This is a genomic window from Cellulomonas sp. ACRRI (assembly GCF_022346185.1).
In the GTDB taxonomy this organism is placed as follows: Bacteria; Actinomycetota; Actinomycetes; order Actinomycetales; family Cellulomonadaceae; genus Cellulomonas.
In genome coordinates this window covers 1-20,290 of sequence record NZ_JAKRMS010000085.1, presented here as the reverse complement: position 1 = coordinate 20,290, position 20,290 = coordinate 1, and the positions used below count along the sequence as shown (strand labels likewise).

The window sequence follows — 20,290 nt, the reverse complement described above, 5'->3', positions numbered from 1 at the left end:
GCCCGCCCTGGGGGGAGGTGTGTTTGTTCGGGCCGGGGCCATCCCCCAGTTGGAGTTCCGGGGCGGCGGCCTCGGCGCGGTGCGCCCGCCCGACACCCTCGGCCAGCTGGGGGTCCCTGGTGTTCGGGAGGGCGGGGGCGCTGGCCGCGTCACCGGAGCAGGGGTCCCGGCGGGTGCGGCTCGCGCACACTAGGGCCGCCGCACCCCTCCGGAAGGCGCTTCCTGGGTGGCAACACCCCCGTGACTGCACGTCAACACCGACGTTGCACCATTTAGCGGGACGATTCGGACAAAACGGGTGGGTGAAAAACGGAGGCGCGCAGGTCAGAGCGCCGCGCCCCGGAGCGATTCCACCGGAAGGTGCGCGACCACCTGGGTGCCGTCGCCGGGCACGGAGGTGACGCGGAGGTCGCCGCCGACCAGCCGGAGCCGGTCCGCCAGCCGCGCCGTGCCGGACGGCTGACCGGCGTCCTCGCCGAAGCCGTCGCCGTCGTCGGACACCCGCACCTCGAGCGCGTCGCCGACCAGCGACACCCGGACGTCGACCACCTCGGCCTGCCCGTGCCGCAGGGCGTTGCTGATCGCCTCCTCGACCACCCGGACCGCCAGCAGCCGCTCGCTGCGGGTCAGGCGCGGGTCGGCGGGGTCGTCCACGACCCGCACCTCGTCCGAGACGCCCAGGCGGGTGTTCACCGTGCGCGGGATCCGGCCGAGCAGGGCGCGGATCGCCGGGACCATGCCGACCTCGAGCTGCTCGGGGTACAGCATCCGGCTGGTCGTGCGGACGTCGGCCTCGCGCACCGTCTCGATCTGCTCGCGCACCTCGCGCAGCAGCGCCACGTCGTCCGGGGTGAGGGACCGGGCGGGCGCGGTGCCCAGGTCGGCGATCAGCCCGTCCAGCCGGGCGACGACCAGGACCAGCCGCTGCTGCATGCTGCCGTGCAGGCCCTCCGCCACCTCGCGGCGGACCCGCACCTCCTCGTGCTGGAGGGCCGCCAGCGCCAGCTCGATCTGCAGCCGCGCCTCGGCCCGCTCCGCGACCTCGGCCCGCAGCCGCCGCTGGGACAGCATGGCGGCGAGCCCCATCGAGGCGGCGATCCAGGCGACGACCGCGCCGCTGACCAGCTCCGTGGAGATGACCTCCCGGGACGGGTCCACGTAGACGTCGAGCAGCAGCTGGGACGCGAACCGCACCCCGGACGCCGTGATCCCCGCGCTCAGCACGCCGACCACCAGGGGCAGCGAGCCCCGCTGGGGCAGCGACACGCCCGTGACCGCGAGGATCAGCAGCATCGACGCGACGGCGCTCAGGTTGGCGAGGATGCGGGACCCGACGGGCACCATCCCGTCCTGGTTGCCGTACACCCACGCGGTCTGCGCCGCGGCCCCGACCGCGAACACGGTCATGACCGTGCCCGCGGCGAGCAGCAGGGTGCGCCGGTCGGCGCGGACCGCGGCGGCGTCCCGCGTCAGTGGCGTGGGCATCCGACCCCGTCCTCCCCGCGGAGCGTCCGCGTGCCGTCGCCCGCTCGCCGGGCCGGGCCACCATACTGTCCGCGATGTCCGAATCCGCAGCCCGGACGACCCGCGTGGTCGTCGTCGAGGACCAGCCCCTGTTCCGGTCGATGCTCGAGCTCACGCTCGGCGCCGCGGACGACGTGCGCGTCGTCGCGTCCGTGGGGACCGTCAAGGAGGGCGCCGCCGCGCTGCGGCCCGGGGCCGCCGACGTCGCCGTGCTCGACATCGACCTGCCCGACGGCAACGGGATCGCGCTCGGCGTCACGCTGCGCCGGCACCAGCCCGACCTCGGGATCCTGCTGCTGTCCGCGCACGACGCGATGGACCTGCTGCTCGACCTGCCCCCCGACGTCGCCGCCGGCTGGTCGTACCTGTCGAAGACGTCGTCCACGGACGCGACCACGCTGGTCACGGCCGTCCGCGCCGCGGCCGAGGGGCGCACGACGCTGGACCCCGCCCTGCTGGACCGGGTCGCGCCCCGCGCCGGGTCCGCGGTGTCCCGGCTCACCGACCGGCAGTACGCCGTGCTGCGGCTGCTGGCGCAGGGGCTGTCGAACGCCGGCATCGGCGAGGCGCTGCGGATCACCGAGAAGTCGGTGCAGAACCACATCAACGGCATCTACGCGACGCTGGGCATCGACGCCGACCCGTCGCGCAACCCCCGGGTGACGGCGGCGCTGCGGCTGCTCGAGGAGACCGGCCCGATCTCCTGACCCTCGACGCGTCCCCGCGACGGGCGCACGATGGTGGGCGGGCCGCACCGACCACGAGGGGGACGCGATGGACCGCGCGGACGTGAGGGACTGGGTCGCCGCCTACGAGCGGGCGTGGCGCGAGGACGACCCCGGGTCGCTCGACGCGCTGTTCACCGACGACGTGCGGTACCTGCGCTCGCCGTACGAGCCGCCGCTCGAGGGGCTGGCGGCGGTGCGCGGGTTCTGGTCGGACCCCACCCCCTTCACCCTGGACGCCCGGGTGGTGGCCGTCGACGGGGCGGACGCCGTCGTCCGGGCCGAGGTGCGGTACGGCGGCGACGAGCCGCAGGAGTACCGCGACCTGTGGGTCCTGCGGTTCGCGGGCGACGGGCGGGTCGAGCACTTCGAGGAGTGGGCGTACTGGCCGGGCAAGCCGTTCTCCGCGGGCGCCGGTTGACGCCCCGGGTTGGTTGGCATCCGATCGGGTGAGTCGTTTGGCCCACACGCGTCGAGATGGCTAGAGTGGGCAGTGCCCTCGGTCGCCTGCCCCCTGCGCGGCCGAGGGCTTCTTCGTGCCCGGCGGGCCGCGCTCGGCGCTCGCGCCGCCGCGCTCAGCGCTCGCGCCACTCCATCGCGCCGCACAGCGTGCACCGGGCGACGACCATGCCGAACCGCACCGGGCTCGTGTCGACGCGCCAGCCGGGGCGGGTGCACGACGGGGCGTGCTCGGCGGGGTCGAGCGGGTGCAGCGGGCGGCGCGGGGCCAGGGTCGGGGTCATGGCGGTCCTCCAGTCGGTGTCGCCCGCCTGTTCGGCCGTCCCGGCGCCGATGTGAGCGGTCCGGGAGCCCGACGTGGGTGCTGCCACCCGCGCCCGGCCCCCCGCGTCACAGGACGAGCCGCTCCAGCAGCCCGAACTCCGGGTACGGCTGGTCCCAGTCCCCGAAGTGGCCCTCGTCGCGGACCACGAGCGTCCCGCCGAGCCGGTCCAGCAGCTCCCGCCCCTGGGTGGCGTCGCAGCCGTAGGGGTCGGTCACCGAGTTCACCAGCACCAGGTCGCCGGCGTGCGCGCGGATCCGGTCCCAGTCGTAGCGGTCCTGCAGCACCGGCTCCTCGGAGTCGTTCGGCCGCCGCCAGTACCCGGCGACCAGCACCGCCTGCGCCACGGGTGCGTCCAGGTGCTCCAGGAGGGCCAGCAGCAGCGCGGCGCCCCCGGAGTGGCCGACCAGCACCGTGTCGGCGTCGAACCGGTGCGCCGCCAGGACGCGGGGCAGGAACGTCGCGACCGGCTCGACGTTGACGTCGGGGTACCACGGGCGCTCGACGGCGTAGCCGCGCGCCGTCAGGCGCCGGTCCAGCCAGGGGTACCAGACGTTGTCCGGGTGGCCGCCGGTGCCGTGGAAGACGATCGCGCGCGAGGGCATGGCGCTCAGTGTGGCCCGGCGCCCAGCTCCCGCGCCACGAACTCGACGGCCTCGCGGTCCTGGTCCGGCCCGCCGGACTCGTGCCCGTTGTACCGCCACACGCGCAGCTCCTTGGGGCCGCCCCACGCGCGGTGCGCCGCCACGACGGTCGACGGCGGCACGACCACGTCCATCAGGGCGACGGAGAACCGCGCCGGCGCCCGGCCGCGCCGCGCCAGCCCGACGCCGTCGACGTAGGACAGCGTGCGCAGCACCCGGTCCTCGGCGCCGCGGTGCACGGCCAGGTACTCCACGACCTCCGCGTACGGCTTGCTGTCGGTGATCCCGATCGCCCGCGCGACGTCGCAGAGGAACGGGACGTCCGCCACGACCGCCGACACGTCCGCGAGCGCCCCGGCGGCGATCGCCATCGCGGCGCCCTGGCTGCCGCCGACGACCGCCACCCGGTCCGGGTCCACCCCGGGCAGGGCGCGGGCCGCGTCCACCGCCCGCACGGCGTCGGTGAGCAGCCGCCGGTAGTAGAACGTCTCCGGGCCCTCGATCCCCCGGGTCATGACGCCGGGCGCCTGCGGGCCGGTGCCCCACGGGTCGGGGGTGTCGCCGCGGCTCCAGCCCGAGCCCTGCCCGCGGGTGTCCATCTGCAGGTGCGCGAACCCGGCGGACGCCCAGAGCAGGTTCTCCGTCGGGGCGCCGCGCCCGCCGCCGTAGCCGACGTACTGCACGACGACCGGCAGCGGCCCCGTGGCGCCGGCGGGGCGGCGGTACCAGGCGCGCACCGGGTCGCCGGCGAAGCCCGGGAACGTCACGTCCCAGACGTCCAGGGTGGTGAGCGGCGTCGGCTCCGCCACCAGCGTCGGGGGGGCGTCGTGCCGGCGGGCGTCCGCGAGCGTGCGTGCCCAGAAGGCGTCGAGGTCGGCGGGCTCGACGAGCGCGCTCGCGTGCTCCCAGAGCGCGGGCTCGGGCAGGTCCTGCAGCAACGGGGTCTCCTGTCGGGGGGTGCGTCAGCGCACCGGCGAATATGCCACGGACCGGACGTGCGCCACCGTGGTCGTCGGCCGCCCCGCGCTGGTCGCCAGCACGCCGGCCCACAGGCCGAGGAACCCGCCGGTCGCCACGCTGTCGAGCGTGCGGGCGTCGGCGGTCGCGACGAGGGCGAGTGCGTCGTCCCCGGCGGCGGCGAGCAGCCGCAGGTCCGGCCCGCGCGCCTCGAGCACCAGCGTGAGGTCCCCGCGATCGCCGCCGTCGCCGGCGAGCGCGACCTCGCCGAGCACCCGCCGGGGCGCGCCGCCCCGCACGTGCACCACCCGGGCGACCCGGCCGCCCGCCTCGGCGGTCACGGCCAGCCGCACGTGGTCCCGCTCGGACTGCCGGACGGCCAGGGCGACCTCCTCCCCCTCGGCGAGGTCCACCGCGACCCGCACCACGAGGTCCGCGCCGGGGTGCTCCAGCCGCAGGCCGAGGAAGGCCGGCACGTCGAGGTCGGCGAGAGTCGCGGGGCGCAGCGGCAGGTCCCAGCCGTCGCCGGCCGGCGTCGCGACGTCCTCCGGCAGCGCGCGCACCGCGGTCCACCGGTGGTCGGCCGGGGGCACCGGCCCGGACTGCCGGCCGGACACCACCCGGTCGCCCGGCCAGCCGGGGACGTCCGGGACCTGCACGACCGGCGGGATCCGGCCGACGCCGGGCGCGAGCACCGGCCAGCCGTCCTCCCACGCCACCGGCACCAGGAACGTCTCGCGCCCCAGCGGGGAGTGGTACCCGCCCGAGGTGCGCATGGCGAGCAGCACGGCCCACCAGGACCCGTCGGGCGCCTCGACCAGGTCGGCGTGCCCGGCGGCCACGACGTCGACGCCGCGGCCCAGGTGCCGGTGGGTGAGCACCGGGTTCGACGGGTTGCCCCGGTACGGCCCGGCGATCGCGTCGGCGCGGGCGACGCACACCGCGTGGTGCACCTCGGTCCCGCCCTCGGCGGCCACCAGCAGGTACCGGCCGTCGACGCGGTACAGGTGCGGGCCCTCGGCCCACACCGCCCCGCGGACGGCGCCGGTCCAGATCACGTGCTCCGGTCCGACCAGCTCCCGCGCCGCGGGGTCGAGCTCGCGGAGCCACACCTCCGTCTGGCCGGGCCACTGCGGGTCGCGCGCCGGGCGGGTCGCCAGCACCCAGGCCCGGCCGTCGTCGTCGAAGAACAGCGACGGGTCGATGCCGTCGCCGCCGAGCCAGGCGGGCTCCGACCACGGCCCGGCCGGGTCGGCGGCGGTCACCAGGAAGTGCCCCAGCCCGGCGCGCCGCTCGCCGGGCGCCTGGCCGTCGGCCCGCCGGTCCACCAGCGTGCACACCACCCAGAACAGCCCGTCGTGGTGCCGGATGGTGGGCGCGTACAGCCCGCTGGACGACGGCAGCCCGGCCATGTCGAGCTGCCGGCGCACCGCGTGCCCGACCGGCTCCCAGTGCGCGAGGTCGCGGCTGCGGAAGACGGGCAGGCCGGGCAGGTACTCGAAGGTCGACGTCACCAGGTAGAAGTCGTCGCCCACCCGGCACACCGACGGGTCGGGGTGGCAGCCCGGCAGCACCGGGTTGGCCACGGCCGTCACGGGGCGGTGACCTTCACCTCGACCGTGCGCGGGTCGGCGGCGGTGACCTCGTGCACGCCCCCCGTGACCGTCAGCACCCGGCGCTCCGTGGCGGTGCCGGGGACCTCGCGCTCGGCGCGGCCGCGGCTCATCCGGATCGCGCCGTTGGTCGTGCCGGTGATCTCGGAGGACCGCGGTGCGGCCTCGGCGTGCGACCCGACCCAGACCTGCACGTCGCCGGGCTCGACCACCCGGACCAGCCGGCGGTCGGCGAACGCCAGCCGCGTGGTCGGCACCTCGAACGTCACGCGGCGCGACTCCCCCGGCGCCAGGTCGACCCGGGCGTAGCCCAGCAGCTGCGCGACCGGGCGGGTGACCGTGCCGAGCACGTCGTGCCCGTAGAGCTGCACCGTCTCGGTGCCCGCGACCGCGCCGACGTTCGTCACGGTGACCGCGGCCTCGAACGAGCCGGCGGAGTCGACGGACGGGTCCACCGCGAGGTCGCCGTACGCGAACTCGGTGTAGCCGAGGCCGAAGCCGAACGGCCGCACCGGGGTGGGGTCGGTCGACGTGACGTCCGACGGGCCGCCGAGCACCGGGTGCAGGTAGCGGTAGGGCTGCGCGCCGGCGGTCCGGGGCAGCGACACCGGGAGCCGGCCGGACGGGTTCACGGCGCCGGTCAGCACGTCGGCGATCGCTTCGCCGCCGCCCTCCCCCGGGAAGAACGCCTGCAGGACCGCGGCCGGGCGCGGGCCCTCGCCGTCCAGCGCCCAGCCGATCGCGTACGGGCGCCCGGTGAGCAGCACCAGGACGACCGGGGTGCCGGTGGCGACCAGCGCCTCGACCAGCTGCCGCTGCACGCCCGGCAGCTCCAGGGAGTCGGCGTCGTTGCCCTCGCCGACCGTGCCGCGGCCGAACAGCCCGGCCTGGTCGCCGACCACGACGACCGCCACGTCCGCGCCCGCCGCGGCCTCGACCGCCGCCGCGAAGCCGGAGGTGTCGTCGCCCTCGACGGCGCAGCCCTCGGCGTGCACGACCTCCGCGGTGCCCGCGAGCGCCGCGTCCAGCGCCTCGCCGACGCTGCGGATCTCGAACCCGAGCGGCAGGCCGGGGTGGTGCGCCAGCACGTGGTTGGCGAACGAGTAGCAGCCCATCAGCGCCTCGGGCCGGTCGGCGTTCGGGCCGACGACGGCCACCCGCCGCGGCGCCGCGAGCGGCAGCACGCCGTCGTTCGCCAGCAGCACCACCGACTCCTGCGCCAGCCGCCGCGCGAGCTCCCGCTGCCGCGGGGAGTCCAGGTCGACCTCGGTCGGCGGGCCGGCCGCGAAGGCGTCCGGGTCCAGCAGGCCGAGCTCCTCCTTCTGCGCCAGCACGCGCAGCACCGCGCGGTCCACCAGGCGCTCGTCCGCCAGGCCGGCGCGCAGCCGCTCCGCCAGCGGCTCCAGGTAGGCGTCGCCGGTCGGCAGCTCGACGTCGATGCCGGCCTCCAGGGCCAGCGCGGCGGCCTCGCCGCGGTCGGCCGCGACGCGGTGCATCACCTCGAGGAACGCCACCGCGAAGTAGTCGGCGACGACGACGCCGTCGAAGCCCCACTGCTCGCGCAGCACACCCGTCAGGTGCTCGGCGCTCGCCGCCATCGGCACGCCGTCGACGTCGACGTAGGCGTTCATGACCGAGCGGGCGCCGCCGTCGCGGACGGCCATCTCGAACGGCGGGAGGTACACGTCGAGCAGCTCGCGCGGCCCGGCGCTCACCGGGGCGTGGTTCCGGCCGGCGGCCGACGCGGAGTACCCCGCGAAGTGCTTGAGCGTGGCGTGCACGCCCGCCTCCTGCAGGCCGCGCACGTAGGCGGTGCCGACCGTGCCGACCAGGTACGGGTCCTCGCCGATGCACTCGTCGACGCGGCCCCACCGCGGGTCGCCGACGACGTCCAGCACGGGCGCCAGGCCCTGGTGGATGCCGAGCTCGCGCATCGAGTCGCCGATCGCGCGGGCCGCCTCGTGCACCAGGTCGGGGTCGAACGACGCGCCCCAGGCCAGCGGCGTCGGGTAGGTCGCGGCCCGCCACGCTGCCAGGCCGGTCAGGCACTCCTCGTGCACCAGCGCCGGGATGCCGAGCCGGGTCTCCCGCTGCAGCCGGCGCTGCTCGGCCCACAGCCAGGCCGCCCGCTCGACCGGGTCCACCGGCCGGGTGCCGTACACCCGGGTGTAGTGGCCGAGGCCGTGCCGGGTGATCTCGGGCAGCTGACCGGAGTCCTTCTGGCCCGCGGCCATCTCGGACTGCATCGGGGCGACCGTGCCGTTCTGGTCGAGCCAGTAGCCGACCAGCTGGGCCAGCTTCTCCTCGAGGGTCATGCGGGCGTGCAGGTCGCGGACCCGGTCGGAGACGACGGGCATCGCGGGGACGGGCTCGGCGTCGGGGCGGGCGGAGGCGGGCGCCGCAGCCGGGGCGGCGGTGCCGGTGGTGTCGGACACGCGAGGGTGCTCCTGTTCGAGGACGTGCGGGTGGCGGGCGCGGCGGCGGGGCGGCGCAGGGCGCCCCGCCGCCGGCCTCAGCCCTTGACGGCGCCGGTCAGACCCCCGACGATCCTCCGCTCGAAGAGCGAGAAGAAGATCAGCGCGGGGATCATCGACAGCGACGTGAACGCCAGCACCCGGGCGGTGTCGACGGAGTACTGCGAGGCGAAGGCCTGGACGCCCAGCGGCAGCGTGTACTGCCCCTCGTCGTTCAGGATGAACAGCGGCAGCATGTAGCTGTTCCAGCTCGCGACGAACGCGAGGATGCCGACGGTCACCACGCCCGGGACCGACAGCGGCACGACCATCCGGAAGAAGAACCCGAGCCGGCTCGCGCCGTCGATGGCCGCCGCCTCCTCGAGCTCCTTCGGGATCGCCCGCAGGAACGGCACCAGGATGATGATCGTCACCGGCAGCGCGAACGCGATCTGCGGCAGGATGATGCCGGCCAGGCTGTTCATCAGCCCGAGCTGCCGGATCATGATGTACAGCGGCGTGATCGCGACCGTCATCGGGAACATCAGGCCCGCCGCGAACAGCGAGTACATCGCCCCGCGCCCGGAGAACTGGTACCGCGCCAGCACGAAGCTCGCCATGACCCCGAGCACCACGACGCCGATCGTCGTCGCGATGCCGCAGATCGCCGAGTTCAGGAACTGCTGCCAGAACAGCGAGCTGGACAGGACATCGACGTAGTTGCCGAACTCCCACGTCGTCGGGAGGCCGGACGGGTCGAGCGTGATCTGCGAGTTCGTCCGCAGGCCGCCCAGCACGATGTAGGCGACCGGCGCGATGCAGACGCCGACCAGGAGCCAGGCGACGACGTAGACCAGCGGGTTCACGCGCTCGAGCGAGCGGCCGGGCCGGCGACGACGGGGCTCGGGGCGCGACGCCGGCAGCGGGGGCGTCTGGACGGCGGTGGCGGCCATCACTTCTTCCTCTCGGTCAGCGCGCCCTCGGTGTCCCGGCGGAGCACGAAGCGCTGGTACGTCAGCGCGATCGCCAGCGAGATCAGGAACAGCACGACCGCGACGGCGTTGCCGAAGCCGTAGTTCCCGGCCAGGCGGCCGTTGGAGACCATGTACGTGGCCATGGTCGACGTCCCGGCCGTGGCGGAGACGTACTGGCCCCAGATGATGTAGACGAGGTCGAACAGCTGGAGCGAGCCGATGATCGACAGGAACGCCCAGATCCGGATCGTCGGGCCGAGCAGCGGCAGCGTGATCGAGCGCTGCGCCTGCCAGTAGGAGGCGCCGTCGATCGCCGCGGCCTCGTGCAGCTCCTCGGGGATCGACTGCAGGCCGGCGAGGAACAGGATCACCGCGAAGCCGATGTACTTCCACGTGATGATGATCATCAACGACCAGATGGCGATCTTCGGGTCGGACAACCAGTCGGCGGTGAGGAACCCGAGCCCGATCTTCTCGAGCAGGCTGTTCACCGCGCCGGTCGTCTGGAGCATGAGGCTCCAGCCGGTGCCGACGATGACCTCGGAGATCACGTAGGGCACGAAGATCAGGACGCGGATCAGCGACCGGCCGCGGATCTTGCGGTTCAGCAGCAGCGCGAGGATCACGGCCGCGGGCCCCTGGAGGACCAGGGACATCACGACGATGAACCCGTTGTGCCGGAGCGCGTCGTGGAACGTCGGGTCCTTCAGGATCGCGACGTAGTTGTCCAGGCCGACGAAGTCGGTCGGCGGGCCGAAGCCCTTCCACTTGAAGAAGCCGTAGTACGCCGCCATCACCACGGGGAAGATGACGAACGCCAGGAAGATCAGGATGGCCGGTCCGGTCAGGATGCCGATCTCGAGCCGCTGACGCCAGCTCCCGCGCCGCCGGCGCGGGAGGGGCGCCGGGGACGGTGCCGCGACGGCACCGCCCCCGGCCGCCGAGCGACCCTCGGGCGACGAGATGACCACCGGGCTCACGCCCTGCGAGTCGCTCATGGTCGTGCTACTCCTTGGCCGCCGCGGCGTTGACAGTCTCGACGATCTTGTCGGGGCTGCCGCTGCCGGCGAGCATCTCGACGACGCTGGTGTTGAGCGCGTTGCCGACGTTCTGGCCGAACAGGGTGTCCAGCCAGACGGACACGTAGGCCGCGTCGTTGTAGGACGCCAGGACGTCCTGCAGGGCCGGGTCGGTCACGACGGACTGCGCGTCCTTGCTGGCCGGCAGGGTGACGAACGCCTCGGCGTAGCCCTCCTGGTTGTCCTTCTCCGCGATGAAGTTCAGGAAGTCGGCGCACTCCTTCGGCGCGTCCACGTAGCAGCTGAAGCCGTCGACGCCGCCCATCATCGCGGTGGGGTCACCGGCGCCGCCGTCCACGGCCGGGAACGGGAACCAGCCGAGGTCGGCCAGCGGCTCCTGCTCCGGCGTCAGGTTGGCGATGACGCCCGGGTCCCAGGCGCCCATGAGCTCCATGGCGGCCTGGTGGTTGGCGATGAGGCCCGCGGAGGAGCCGGCGCCCTGCTGCGCGGTGGTGGTCAGGTAGCCCTCGTTGAACGGCTCCGTCGCGGCGAAGTCCTGCAGGTCCTCGCCGGCCTTCGTCCAGCACTCGTCGTCGAAGGACATGTCCTTGGCGGCCTGCGTCATGGTGTCCTGCGAGCACTCGCGCAGCGCGAAGAAGTAGTACCAGTGCGCGGCGGGCCACGCGTCCTTGGCGCCCAGCGCGATCGGCTGGATGCCGGCGGCCTTGAGCTTGTCGACCGCGGCGCTCAGCTCGTCGACGGTCGTCGGCGTCTCGGTGATGCCGGCCTGCGCGAACAGGTCCTTGCTGTAGTAGAGGCCGCCGGGGAGCACGGCCGTCGGGACGCCGTAGACCGAGCCGTCGACCGAGAACGCCGCGAGGGACGCCTCGCCGAGCGCGTCACGCGTCTCCTGGGTCAGCGCGTCGGACAGGTCCATGGCCTGGCCCGCCTCGACCACGTCGGCGAGCTTGCCGCCGCCGCGCGCCATGAAGATGTCCGGCGCGTCGCCCGAGTTCAGGGCGGTCTGGAGCTTGCCGTCCATGTCCTCGTTCTGGATGGACTGGATGTTGATGGTGACGCCCGGGTTGGCCTCCTCGAACGCCGCGACGGTGTCCTCCCAGTAGGCCTTGCCGTCGCCCGTCGTCGAGTTGTGCCAGAACGTCATCGTGACGTCCCCGCCGTCCTCGCCACCGGACCCCGAGTCGCCGCCGCCGCAGGCGGCGAGGGTCATGGCTGCCACGATCGCCGCGGCCGTGACCGCCAGCGTCTTGCGTGCCTTCATGATCTGCCCTCTTCGTTGAGTTGACCGTGGTCCTCCCCGCCGGGGCCGGACCGTTCGCCGTCGGCGGGTGACCGCCGTGCGTCGTGCTCGTGACGCCGACCCCTGCGGCTGTGCCGGGGTCGGGCCCTCCTCGTCATCGCTGACTGCACGGCGACTCTGGCAGCCGCCGGAGCAGCGTGTCAACCGTTGTCGATAACGTTTTAGCAACCTAGGATCACGGCCATGGCACGCCGGGTGACGATCACGGACGTCGCCCGCGAGGCCGGGGTCTCGGTGGCGACCGTCTCGAAGGTAATCAACCAGCGGGACGGCATCGCGGCCGGCACCGCGACCCACGTGCGCGCCGTCGTGGACCGGCTCGGCTACGAGTCGAGCATCGTCGCCCGCGGCCTGCGCTCGCACCGCACCGGCGTCGTCGGGGTGCTGGTCGCGGAGTTCGAGCCGTTCAGCGCCGAGATCCTCAAGGGCGCCGGCGCCGCCCTGCGCGGCACCGACCACGCGCTGCTCGCCTACACCGGAGGCGGCTCGGGCCGGGCGGGCTGGGAGCACCGCTACCTGGCGCGGCTGAGCGGCACCCTCATCGACGGCGCCGTCCTGGTCACCCCCACCGTCCTGCACGCGGGAGCCTCCGTCCCGGTGGTGGCCGTCGACCCGCACGCCGGCCCCGGCGGCCTGCCGACCGTCGACTCCGACAACCTGCACGGCGCCGTGCTGGCGGTGCGGCACCTGCTCGGGCTCGGGCACCGGCGGATCGGGTTCCTGGGCGGGCGCGCCGACCTGGAGTCCTCCCGGCTGCGGGAGGCCGGGTACCGCGCGGCGCTGGCCGAGGCCGGCATCCCGGTCGACCCGGCGCTGATGCACGTGGCGGAGTACCGGCGGGACGCGGCCGACGCCCCGACCGCGGCGATGCTCGCCCTGGACGACCCGCCCACCGCGCTGTTCGCCGCCAACGACCTGTCCGCGATGGGCATCCTGGACGCGGCCGCCCGCCTCGGGGTGCGCGTGCCCGCCGAGCTGTCGGTGGTGGGGTTCGACGACGTGCCGGAGGCCGCCGCGACGACACCGCCGCTGACGACCGTGCGGCAGGAGATCCAGGAACTCGGCCGCGCGGCGGTGGGGATGCTGCTGGCGCTGCTGGGCGGCGACGGCGCCGGCGACGCCGCCCCGGGCGGGGGCGCCGGCGCGGGCGCGGGCGCGGGCGCGGGGCAGCACCTGCGGCTGCCGACGCACCTCGTCGTCCGCGGCACGACCGCGGTCCCGCGCCGCCGCTGACCCAGCGCCCCCGCCGCCCGCCGCCCGCACCGAGCGAGTACTCGACACGTCGAGAGTGCATCCGCCGACTACTCGCTCGACGTGTCGGTTGCACACTCGGCGCGCGCAGGCGGCCGGCGCGCGCAGGCGGCCGGCGCGCGCAGGCGGCCGGGCGCGGCGCCCCGGGCGGCGTCAGTCCGCGGCGAGGGCGCGGAGGCGGTCCACGGAGGCGCGCGAGGTGGTCAGCCAGGCGTCGGCGCCCGGCTCGGTCCACAGCTCGTACAGCTCGGAGGTGTCCGGGTCGGCGAGCACCCGGTCGGCCTGCTCCAGGAGCCACCGCGTCCGGTCGGGCGTGAGGTGCGCGGCGAACGCCGGGACCAGCGTCTCCTCCTCGGGGACCGCGGCGTGCGGGGCGCCGTGCACGGCCAGGGCCAGCTCGACCATCGCGAGGGCCGCCTGGCCGCCGTCGGCCTCGACGTACTCGTCGTCCTCGAAGTACGGGTCGACCTCCGCGAAGGTGAAGTCGCCGTGCCGGATCATCGCGAGCAGGTCGCCCGCACCGTCGCTGTCGAACGGCCCCACGCCCCAGGTCCCCATGCCGGCGACTGTACGACCGAGCGCGCCCGGCCGCCGTGCCGGGCGCGCTCGGCGCTCTCGCTACTCGAAGACGACGCGGTCCACCGACCGCTGCACGTCGACCGCGCGGTCGGCCTCGGCCGACTGGCGCGCGAGCGCCTCCGCCGCCCGCTCGTCGCGCTGGCGGGAGACCGTGCGCCCGATGTCGACCAGCAGGAGCGCGAGCTCGTGCGCCAGGCCCTCCTGGAGCTGCTCGAGGCTCGTGTGGCCGATGAGCAGGCGCCTGTCCGAGACCTGCAGCGTCACCTGCGGGTAGCCGCGCTCGGTGAGCCGGCGGACGCTCTCCGGCCCCTCGATCGCAGTCTTCTCGGGCACGGACACCTGGCGGGAGAACACGACCGGGACCGTGTACTGCGTGGGCGCCTGGCTCGTCTCGAGCAGGGCGGGCAGCCCGCTCGTGAGGATCGAGCCGAGCCGGAGCGCGTCCTCGCCCGGGGCGAGGCCGGCCTGGGCGGTCATCGCCGTGCTCCGGCGCGGCGGCGGAGCTGGCCGATGCGCAGCGAGGCGGACACCAGGACCACGATGCCCACGCCGAGGCCGGCGATGAGCAGCGTCAGCGCCAGCGGCGCGGTGCCGCTCAGGCCGAGGAAGGAGACCGCGACGGGCCCGGTGTTCTGCAGCATGAACACGACGAGCGCGACCAGGACGAGGACGCCGACGCAGATGCCGGACCACGCGGCGCTCGTGCGGGTGCCGGAGGCCCGGGCGGGTCCGGTCGCGCCGGTGGCGCGCTCCGCGGGGGCGACGGGCCCGCGGTCGTGGACGGGGGTGGAGCGGGAAGCAGGCTGGACGGGCATGACGCCCTCCGATGCTGGATCCGGGTCGTCGCCTCACCAGGAGGTCCTCGACACCGGGCTGCTCCCGAGTCTACGCCCGCGACGGCCGCGCCGACCGGCCCCGGGCCCGCGGATGTGCGCGCCCGTCCCGGGTCGCCCGGGTCAGCGGGCCGAGCGGAGCTCCGCCGCGAGCGGGCACTGGAAGGGGTCGGTCGCGCGCACCCCGACCCGGTTGAGGTGGCGGACCACGATCGCGTACGACTCGAGCAGACCGGTCTCGGCGTAGGGGACGCCGATGTCGGCGCAGAACGCGCGCACCGCCGGCTGGACGCGACGCAGGTTCGGCCGGGGCATGCTCGGGAACAGGTGGTGCTCGACCTGGTAGTTCAGGCCGCCCATGAGCACCGTCAGCACGCGGCCGCCGCGGACGTTGCGGCTCATCAGCACCTGGCGCGGGACGAAGCCCAGCCGGGCGTCGCGCGGGACGAGCGGCATCCCCTTGTGGTTCGGGGCGAACACCGCGCCCATGTACAGCCCGAACAGCCCCAGCTGGACCCCGAGGAACGCCAGCGCGATCCCCCAGGGCAGCACCCAGAAGACGAGCGCGAGGTACCCGCCGAGGCGCGCCGTGACGAAGGCGATCTCCACGGGGCGGCGCTTGACCGGGCCGCGCCCGAAGATGGTCCGCACCCCGGAGACGTGCAGGTTCAGGCCCTCGAGCAGCAGCAGCGGGAAGAACAGCCACCCCTGGCGGCGGGTGAACCAGCCGGAGAGCCCGCGCGCGCGGTGGGCGGGGGCGTCCGCGGCGTCGAACACCAGGGCCCCGGTGGTGATGTCGGGGTCGGCCCCGATCTGGTTCGGCTTGGCGTGGTGCCGGGAGTGCTTGTGCTGCCACCAGCCGTAGCTCATCCCGGCGTACAGGTCGGCGATCACCAGGCTCGACCAGTCGTTCCACCGCCCGGACCGGAAGATCTGCCGGTGCGCCGCGTCGTGGCCCAGGAACATCACCTGGCCCAGCAGGAACGCCAGGACGGCCGCCGTCACCAGCTGCCACCACGACCCGCCGATGACCACGAACGACGCGACGGTGCCGGCGAGCAGGACGGTGAGCACCAGGAAGCGGGTCCAGTAGTAGCCGTGCCGCCGCGCCATCAGCCCCGCGTCCTGGACGCGGCGGGTCAGCGCCGTGAAGTCGCTGACCTCGCGCCCCCGCGCGAGCCGGGCAGGTTCCTGCGGGGACGGGTCCTGCGGTGCGCCCGGGACGGGCATGGCGCCCTCCTCCGGGTGTCGGGAGCGCGGCGCCGGGGGACGCTGCCCGACGCCACCCACCGTACGCCCCCGGCTCGTCGCCGGGTCCGCGGCCGAGCCCAGCCGAGGCAGAGCCCCCTGTCGGATTCGAACCGACGACCTGCTGTTTACAAGACAGCTGCTCTGGCCAGCTGAGCTAAGGAGGCGGGCGCGCGCCGGAGCGCGCGCGGCGACCAGCCTACCGGCCGCGCCACCGGACCCGCGGCCCCCGCGCCGCCGGGCTCAGGGCTGCGGGTCCAGCGCGTCGTACCGCCAGAACCCGCGCTGCGCGCGCACGAGCACCCAGAGGATGAGCACGCACGCGAGCCCGCCGACCACGGCCGCGCCGCCCTCGCCGAGCGCCCCCGACACCCAGCCGAGCAGCAGCTCGCCGAGCCGCGGCCCGCCGGCCACGACCACCACGAACACGCCCTGCAGCCGCCCCCGCATGTCGTCCGGCGTGGCCGTCTGCAGGATCGTCTGCCGGAACACGGCGCTGACCGCGTCGGCGGCCCCCGCGGCGGCGAGCGTGACGACCGCGAGCGCCAGCGCGGCCCACAGCACGTGGTCGGGCCCGGTCCGGCCGGCCGCCACCAGCACCGCGCCGAACGCGGCGACGGCGAGGCCCCAGACCGTGATCGCGACGACGATGATCCGTCCCTGCCAGCGCACCCGCGCCAGCCCGCCGGAGAAGAGCCCGGCCAGCATGGCGCCGGCGGCGACGGCCGCCGTCAGCACGCCCGCGGTGGTCTCGCCCCCGCCCAGGTACACCAGCCCGACGGCGGGGAACAGCACCCGCGGGGACGAGGTGATCATGGCGACGAGGTCGACCAGGAACGTCATCCGCACGTTGGGCCGGGTCCCGAGGTAGCGCAGGCCGTCGAGCACCGACGCCAGCCCGGCGCGGGCCCGCCGGGTCTCCGACGGCTCGGGGAGGATCGGCGGGAGCCGGAGCAGCGCGGTGAACGCGAAGGTGAACAGCACCGCGTCGAGCGTGTAGACGACGCCGTAGTCCAGCAGCGCCACCAGGCCGGCGCCGAGCAGCGGCCCGAGGGTCAGCGCGACGTTCCAGCCGACCGTCTGCAGGGCGTTGGCCGCGGGCATCAGCCGGGGCTCGAGCAGGCGGGGGATGATCGCCGACCGCGCCGGGCTGTTGACCGCGCCGGCCCCCGACTGCAGCGCCACCAGGGCGTACAGCACCCCGACGTGGGTGTTGCCGGACCAGCCCTGGACCGCGAGGCCGACGGTGGCGACCCAGCTGACCGCCGAGGCGACCAGGGCGACCTTGCGGCGGTCGGCGTGGTCGACGATCGCGCCGCCGTACAGCCCGAACACGACCAGCGGCACCAGCGCGCACAGCCCGACCAGGCCGACCGCGAACGTCGAGCCGGTCATCCCGTAGACCTGCAGGCCGACCGCGACGACGGTCAGCTGCGCGCCGAGGTTGGCGACGGACAGGCCCCACCACAGCCGGCGGAACTCGGGGCTGACGCGCAGGGGGGTCACGTCCACGAGCAGGGAGGGCACCGCGGGAGTCTACGTGGCGTCTACAGCGGTCGAGCGGGCCGGGTCCGCGCGCCGGACGCGCGAGGGCCCCGGCACCGGGACGTCGCCCGGGCCGGGGCCCCGTGCTCCGCGCGGCGCGCGGCGCGCGGGGTCAGCCGCCGGTCAGGAGCCGACCGCCTGCAGCAGCGCGCTCGGGTCGGTCCAGTTCTCGGTCCAGATCTCGCCGTCGATGGTGATGGTCGGCGTGCCGAAGCTGCCGGTCTGCTCGTTGACCAGGTCCGGGTTCGCCGACACCTCGTTGGTCGCGGAGGTCACCCACTGCCCGAACCGGTCGAGCGCGGTGCCGTCGGCGATCTGGTCGGCGACGTCGTCGGCCACCCCGGCGTCCCGGGCGATCTCGGCGATCTCCGCGTTGGTGAGGCCGTCCGTGCCCTCCTCCGGCTGGCCGGCGAACAGCTGCTCGTTGAAGGCGGCGAACTGGTCCGGCGCCTCGTCGGCGACGAGCGCGGACGCCGAGGCGGCGCGGGTCGAGTAGCCGGTGCCGTTCGAGAACCGGTTGAGGATCGCGATCGGGTGGTAGACGACGGTGGCCGACCCCTCGGTCGCGAGCGAGATGAGGTTGTCGCCGTTCGCCTCCTCGAAGGCGCCGCAGGCGGGGCACATGTAGTCGAGGTAGACGTCGACCCGGGTCACGCTGTCGTCGACCGTCCCGCCCACGCCCTCGGCGCTCACGGGGATGCCGCCCTCGGGCAGCGCGGCGCCCGGGACGTCCGCGACCTCGCTCAGCGGCGTGTCGGGGTAGTCGGGCAGGGCCTCGTCGCTGCTGCTGCCGCCCTGGGTGAGGACCCACACCAGGACGCCGCCCAGCGCGAGGACCGCGACCGACAGCATGCTGATGCCCAGGATCTTGTTCCGCCGGTCGCGCTTGGCCTGCTGCTCGCGCATCGCGCGCGCCTGCTCCCGGGCGGCGTCGCGCCGCTCGTTCTTCGTCTGCCGGCCCTTGCCCGGGCTCGGGGTGCTGCTCATCTGTCCTGCTCTCCTTCGGTCGGGTGCGCTGCGGGTGCTCAGGCGAGCGCCGCGGGCGGACCCCGGTGCGGGTGCAGGGCGCGGGCCAGGACGGCGGGGCGGGCGTGGCCCGCGCGGGCGGCGGGCGCGGGGCGCGGGGCGCCCGCTGGGCGCGCGTGGGCGGCGCGCGGCAGCGGCCGCAGGACGGCGCCGAGGACGGTCCGGGCGGTGCCCGCGGCGCGCACGAGCAGGGCGGCCAGGCCGAGGCCGAGCGCGCCGAGGACCGCGTGCAGGGCGACGAGGGGCAGGACCAGGCCCAGCGCGAGCACCGCGCCGTGGGAGGTCCCGGGTGCCAGCGCGACGCCGGTCGGGCAGTCGGCCGCGTCCTCGAGCAGCGCGAGCCGCACGCCGAGCAGGGCCAGCGGCCCGTCGATCGTGACGCACTGGTGCACGACCGTGCGGACGGCACCGAGCCAGGCCGCGCCGCCGAGCGCGAGCAGGGACGCGACCGCCGTCAGCAGCGGCAGCGCCACGGGTCGCCGGGCCCGGCCGGACGGGGCCGGCGCGCCGGCGGCGCGCTCCCCGGGCACGGCCGCCCCGGGCAGCAGGGGGCCGGGCACGCGCGCGTCGGCGGTCCCGGTCATGCGGGCAAGCGTACGGGGTGCGCCTGGGCCCGACCTGGGTCCCGGCCGGCGGGATCCCGGGGACCCGGTGGCCGCCCGCGGCGCACGGACCGTCAGGTCCCGACCGGCAGCGCCGGCGCCGCGAACGGCGCCCAGTCCACGAGCGTGCCGGTCGCCGCGAGCGCCACGAGCACGCCCGCCCCGACGAGCGCGGCCAGCACCACGACCGTCGCCCCGCGCCGCCCGGGCGCCACCGCGCCGAGCAGCCGACGCGCCCCGCCCCGGGTGGTCCGGGCGGCGGGCCCCCACCAGAGCCCGGCGAGCGCGGCGGCGGCCGCGGCGACGAGCAGCGTCGCGACCGACTCCGGGGCGGGCGCGTCGCCGACCGCGCGCAGCGGCCCGGCCTCGACCGCGCCCGACCCGACCAACCACCAGCCGACCCCGAGGACGATGACGGCGAGGCTGGCGGCCACCAGCAGCGAGGGCAGCAGCGTCACGAGCGCGCGGAGCAGGTGCCACGGGCTGGACGCGACGGCCCGCAGCGCGTCCGACCGCCGCGCGCCGACCCGCTCCCGCCGCCGGCCGAGGGCCTCCGCCACCGACCCGACGGTCCGGGCGAGCAGCACCAGCGGGACGAGCGCGAGCAGGGTGACGCCGGGACGCAGGGCCGCCGCGATCAGCGTCAGGAGGGTGAGCGCGAGCAGGGTGCCGGTGCGCCGCGGCGGCTCGGGGACGGGCTGCGGGTCGGCGTCCGGGTCGCCGGGCCACTGCCCGGGGTACCCGCCGGCGTCCGGGTACGCCTCGGGGTCGTCCGCCCCCGGCGCGACCGCGCCGTACGGCCGGGTGTCCCAGGCCTGCGTCGGGGACTCCCCGGTCGCCCACCGGTCGTCCTCGCCGGTCGCGTCCCAGGACGGCGGCGCGACGGAGCGTGGCGGCACGGACGGCGGGGCCGGGGCGGACGCGCGCGCGTCGAACGCCCGCGTGCCCCCGTCCTGCGCGGGCGCGCCCCAGGTCTCCCCCGGTGCGGGCAGCACGGCCGTCCCGTCCTGGGCCGCCGCCGGCACCGCGCTGCCGTCGGGCCCGAGCACCGCCGTCGCGCCCGTCGCGGCGGCGGCGCCGGCGGGCAGCGGCCCGGTCCCGGCCGGCTGCGCCGCCGCGGCGCCCGCGGTCCCGAGGGCGACCGTCGCCGCGGTCGGCGCCCCCAGGGCGATCGTCCCCCCGGCGGCGGTCCCCC

General features: G+C 75.8%; 19 protein-coding genes, 1 tRNA gene and 1 pseudogene. 3 read left to right on the top strand and 18 right to left on the bottom strand.

Translation table 11 applies throughout. The annotated features are described in order from the left end of the window. Window positions 1-324: 324 nt before the first annotated feature. Window positions 325-1,485 carry a sensor histidine kinase gene (locus MHY85_RS14655; protein ID WP_239197517.1) on the bottom strand — a complete coding sequence of 387 codons (1,161 nt, stop codon included), beginning with the start codon at window positions 1,483-1,485 and terminating at the stop codon, window positions 325-327. Window positions 1,486-1,559: 74 nt separating this feature from the next. Between MHY85_RS14655 and MHY85_RS14650 the strand changes: the two genes are divergently transcribed. After that, window positions 1,560-2,231 carry a response regulator transcription factor gene (locus MHY85_RS14650; protein ID WP_239197515.1) on the top strand — a complete coding sequence of 224 codons (672 nt, stop codon included), beginning with the start codon at window positions 1,560-1,562 and terminating at the stop codon, window positions 2,229-2,231. 67 nt (window positions 2,232-2,298) lie between these two features. Further along, the gene (locus MHY85_RS14645) at window positions 2,299-2,670 is read left to right on the top strand and encodes a nuclear transport factor 2 family protein (protein WP_239197513.1); all 372 of its coding nucleotides are present in this window, start codon (window positions 2,299-2,301) and stop codon (window positions 2,668-2,670) included. Between the two features lie 154 nt (window positions 2,671-2,824). On the opposite strand, the gene MHY85_RS14640 is transcribed toward MHY85_RS14645, so the two are convergent. The 8 genes from MHY85_RS14640 to MHY85_RS14605 all read right to left on the bottom strand — a co-directional run bounded on the left by MHY85_RS14640 (window position 2,825) and on the right by MHY85_RS14605 (window position 11,972). Next, window positions 2,825-2,992 (bottom strand): hypothetical protein, encoded by a 168-nt coding sequence (locus tag MHY85_RS14640; RefSeq protein ID WP_239197511.1) that lies wholly within the window; start codon window positions 2,990-2,992, stop codon window positions 2,825-2,827. A 106-nt stretch (window positions 2,993-3,098) separates the two neighbouring features. After that, complete coding sequence (locus MHY85_RS14635; RefSeq protein ID WP_239197509.1) at window positions 3,099-3,635, bottom strand: alpha/beta hydrolase; 537 nt, start codon at window positions 3,633-3,635, stop codon at window positions 3,099-3,101. Between the two features lie 5 nt (window positions 3,636-3,640). After that, a complete protein-coding gene (locus MHY85_RS14630) occupies window positions 3,641-4,612 on the bottom strand; it encodes an acetylxylan esterase (protein ID WP_239197507.1) in 972 nt (323 codons plus the stop codon). A gap of 24 nt (window positions 4,613-4,636) precedes the next feature. Continuing rightward, window positions 4,637-6,226: a glycoside hydrolase family 43 protein gene (locus tag MHY85_RS14625; protein WP_239197505.1), complete on the bottom strand. Its 1,590-nt coding sequence runs from the start codon at window positions 6,224-6,226 to the stop codon at window positions 4,637-4,639. Further along, a complete protein-coding gene (locus tag MHY85_RS14620) occupies window positions 6,223-8,601 on the bottom strand; it encodes a glycoside hydrolase family 3 N-terminal domain-containing protein (protein ID WP_239197519.1) in 2,379 nt (792 codons plus the stop codon). The genes MHY85_RS14625 and MHY85_RS14620 overlap by 4 nt, the downstream gene beginning before the upstream one ends. 155 nt (window positions 8,602-8,756) lie before the next feature. Next, a complete protein-coding gene (locus MHY85_RS14615; RefSeq protein WP_158375184.1) occupies window positions 8,757-9,650 on the bottom strand; it encodes a carbohydrate ABC transporter permease in 894 nt (297 codons plus the stop codon). Continuing rightward, a complete protein-coding gene (locus MHY85_RS14610) occupies window positions 9,650-10,669 on the bottom strand; it encodes a carbohydrate ABC transporter permease (protein ID WP_158375182.1) in 1,020 nt (339 codons plus the stop codon). The genes MHY85_RS14615 and MHY85_RS14610 overlap by 1 nt, the downstream gene beginning before the upstream one ends. Before the next feature lie 7 nt (window positions 10,670-10,676). After that, complete coding sequence (locus MHY85_RS14605; RefSeq protein WP_158375180.1) at window positions 10,677-11,972, bottom strand: extracellular solute-binding protein; 1,296 nt, start codon at window positions 11,970-11,972, stop codon at window positions 10,677-10,679. Between the two features lie 222 nt (window positions 11,973-12,194). Between MHY85_RS14605 and MHY85_RS14600 the strand changes: the two genes are divergently transcribed. Then, window positions 12,195-13,244, top strand: coding sequence for a LacI family DNA-binding transcriptional regulator (locus tag MHY85_RS14600; RefSeq protein WP_239197503.1), 1,050 nt, complete (start codon window positions 12,195-12,197; stop codon window positions 13,242-13,244). A 171-nt stretch (window positions 13,245-13,415) separates the two neighbouring features. Here MHY85_RS14600 and MHY85_RS14595 read toward each other — a convergent pair whose 3' ends face one another. The 9 genes and pseudogenes from MHY85_RS14595 to MHY85_RS14555 form a co-directional block, all read right to left on the bottom strand. After that, window positions 13,416-13,820 carry a DUF4259 domain-containing protein gene (locus MHY85_RS14595; protein ID WP_239197501.1) on the bottom strand — a complete coding sequence of 135 codons (405 nt, stop codon included), beginning with the start codon at window positions 13,818-13,820 and terminating at the stop codon, window positions 13,416-13,418. A gap of 60 nt (window positions 13,821-13,880) precedes the next feature. Further along, complete coding sequence (locus MHY85_RS14590) at window positions 13,881-14,318, bottom strand: hypothetical protein (protein WP_239197499.1); 438 nt, start codon at window positions 14,316-14,318, stop codon at window positions 13,881-13,883. Continuing rightward, window positions 14,315-14,656 (bottom strand): lipopolysaccharide assembly LapA domain-containing protein, encoded by a 342-nt coding sequence (locus tag MHY85_RS14585; protein ID WP_239197497.1) that lies wholly within the window; start codon window positions 14,654-14,656, stop codon window positions 14,315-14,317. The genes MHY85_RS14590 and MHY85_RS14585 overlap by 4 nt, the downstream gene beginning before the upstream one ends. Window positions 14,657-14,797: 141 nt before the next feature. Continuing rightward, on the bottom strand, window positions 14,798-15,904 hold the full coding sequence (locus MHY85_RS14580; protein ID WP_239197495.1) for an acyl-CoA desaturase: 1,107 nt from the start codon (window positions 15,902-15,904) through the stop codon (window positions 14,798-14,800). A 111-nt stretch (window positions 15,905-16,015) separates the two neighbouring features. Further along, window positions 16,016-16,089: transfer RNA gene (locus MHY85_RS14575), tRNA-Thr, on the bottom strand. A gap of 76 nt (window positions 16,090-16,165) precedes the next feature. Further along, a complete protein-coding gene (locus MHY85_RS14570; protein ID WP_239197493.1) occupies window positions 16,166-17,449 on the bottom strand; it encodes an MFS transporter in 1,284 nt (427 codons plus the stop codon). A gap of 141 nt (window positions 17,450-17,590) precedes the next feature. Then, window positions 17,591-18,454 carry a thioredoxin domain-containing protein gene (locus MHY85_RS14565; protein ID WP_239197491.1) on the bottom strand — a complete coding sequence of 288 codons (864 nt, stop codon included), beginning with the start codon at window positions 18,452-18,454 and terminating at the stop codon, window positions 17,591-17,593. A gap of 38 nt (window positions 18,455-18,492) precedes the next feature. Then, window positions 18,493-19,077 carry a hypothetical protein gene (locus tag MHY85_RS14560; RefSeq protein WP_239197489.1) on the bottom strand — a complete coding sequence of 195 codons (585 nt, stop codon included), beginning with the start codon at window positions 19,075-19,077 and terminating at the stop codon, window positions 18,493-18,495. Window positions 19,078-19,169: 92 nt separating this feature from the next. Then, window positions 19,170-20,290, bottom strand: a pseudogene (locus MHY85_RS14555) (hypothetical protein); the annotation flags it as partial.

Excerpts from the sequence above, each read along its gene's own strand:
- MHY85_RS14655 (WP_239197517.1), bottom strand. The coding sequence starts at position 1,485 with ATGCCCACGCCACTGACGCGGGACGCCGCCGCGGTCCGCGCCGACCGG.
- MHY85_RS14650 (WP_239197515.1), top strand. The coding sequence starts at position 1,560 with ATGTCCGAATCCGCAGCCCGGACGACCCGCGTGGTCGTCGTCGAGGAC.
- MHY85_RS14645 (WP_239197513.1), top strand. The coding sequence starts at position 2,299 with ATGGACCGCGCGGACGTGAGGGACTGGGTCGCCGCCTACGAGCGGGCG.
- MHY85_RS14640 (WP_239197511.1), bottom strand. The coding sequence starts at position 2,992 with ATGACCCCGACCCTGGCCCCGCGCCGCCCGCTGCACCCGCTCGACCCC.
- MHY85_RS14635 (WP_239197509.1), bottom strand. The coding sequence starts at position 3,635 with ATGCCCTCGCGCGCGATCGTCTTCCACGGCACCGGCGGCCACCCGGAC.
- MHY85_RS14620 (WP_239197519.1), bottom strand. The coding sequence starts at position 8,601 with ATGCCCGTCGTCTCCGACCGGGTCCGCGACCTGCACGCCCGCATGACC.
- MHY85_RS14615 (WP_158375184.1), bottom strand. The coding sequence starts at position 9,650 with ATGGCCGCCACCGCCGTCCAGACGCCCCCGCTGCCGGCGTCGCGCCCC.
- MHY85_RS14610 (WP_158375182.1), bottom strand. The coding sequence starts at position 10,669 with ATGAGCGACTCGCAGGGCGTGAGCCCGGTGGTCATCTCGTCGCCCGAG.
- MHY85_RS14605 (WP_158375180.1), bottom strand. The coding sequence starts at position 11,972 with ATGAAGGCACGCAAGACGCTGGCGGTCACGGCCGCGGCGATCGTGGCA.
- MHY85_RS14600 (WP_239197503.1), top strand. The coding sequence starts at position 12,195 with ATGGCACGCCGGGTGACGATCACGGACGTCGCCCGCGAGGCCGGGGTC.
- MHY85_RS14595 (WP_239197501.1), bottom strand. The coding sequence starts at position 13,820 with ATGGGGACCTGGGGCGTGGGGCCGTTCGACAGCGACGGTGCGGGCGAC.
- MHY85_RS14590 (WP_239197499.1), bottom strand. The coding sequence starts at position 14,318 with ATGACCGCCCAGGCCGGCCTCGCCCCGGGCGAGGACGCGCTCCGGCTC.
- MHY85_RS14585 (WP_239197497.1), bottom strand. The coding sequence starts at position 14,656 with ATGCCCGTCCAGCCTGCTTCCCGCTCCACCCCCGTCCACGACCGCGGG.
- MHY85_RS14580 (WP_239197495.1), bottom strand. The coding sequence starts at position 15,904 with ATGCCCGTCCCGGGCGCACCGCAGGACCCGTCCCCGCAGGAACCTGCC.
- MHY85_RS14565 (WP_239197491.1), bottom strand. The coding sequence starts at position 18,454 with ATGAGCAGCACCCCGAGCCCGGGCAAGGGCCGGCAGACGAAGAACGAG.
- MHY85_RS14560 (WP_239197489.1), bottom strand. The coding sequence starts at position 19,077 with ATGACCGGGACCGCCGACGCGCGCGTGCCCGGCCCCCTGCTGCCCGGG.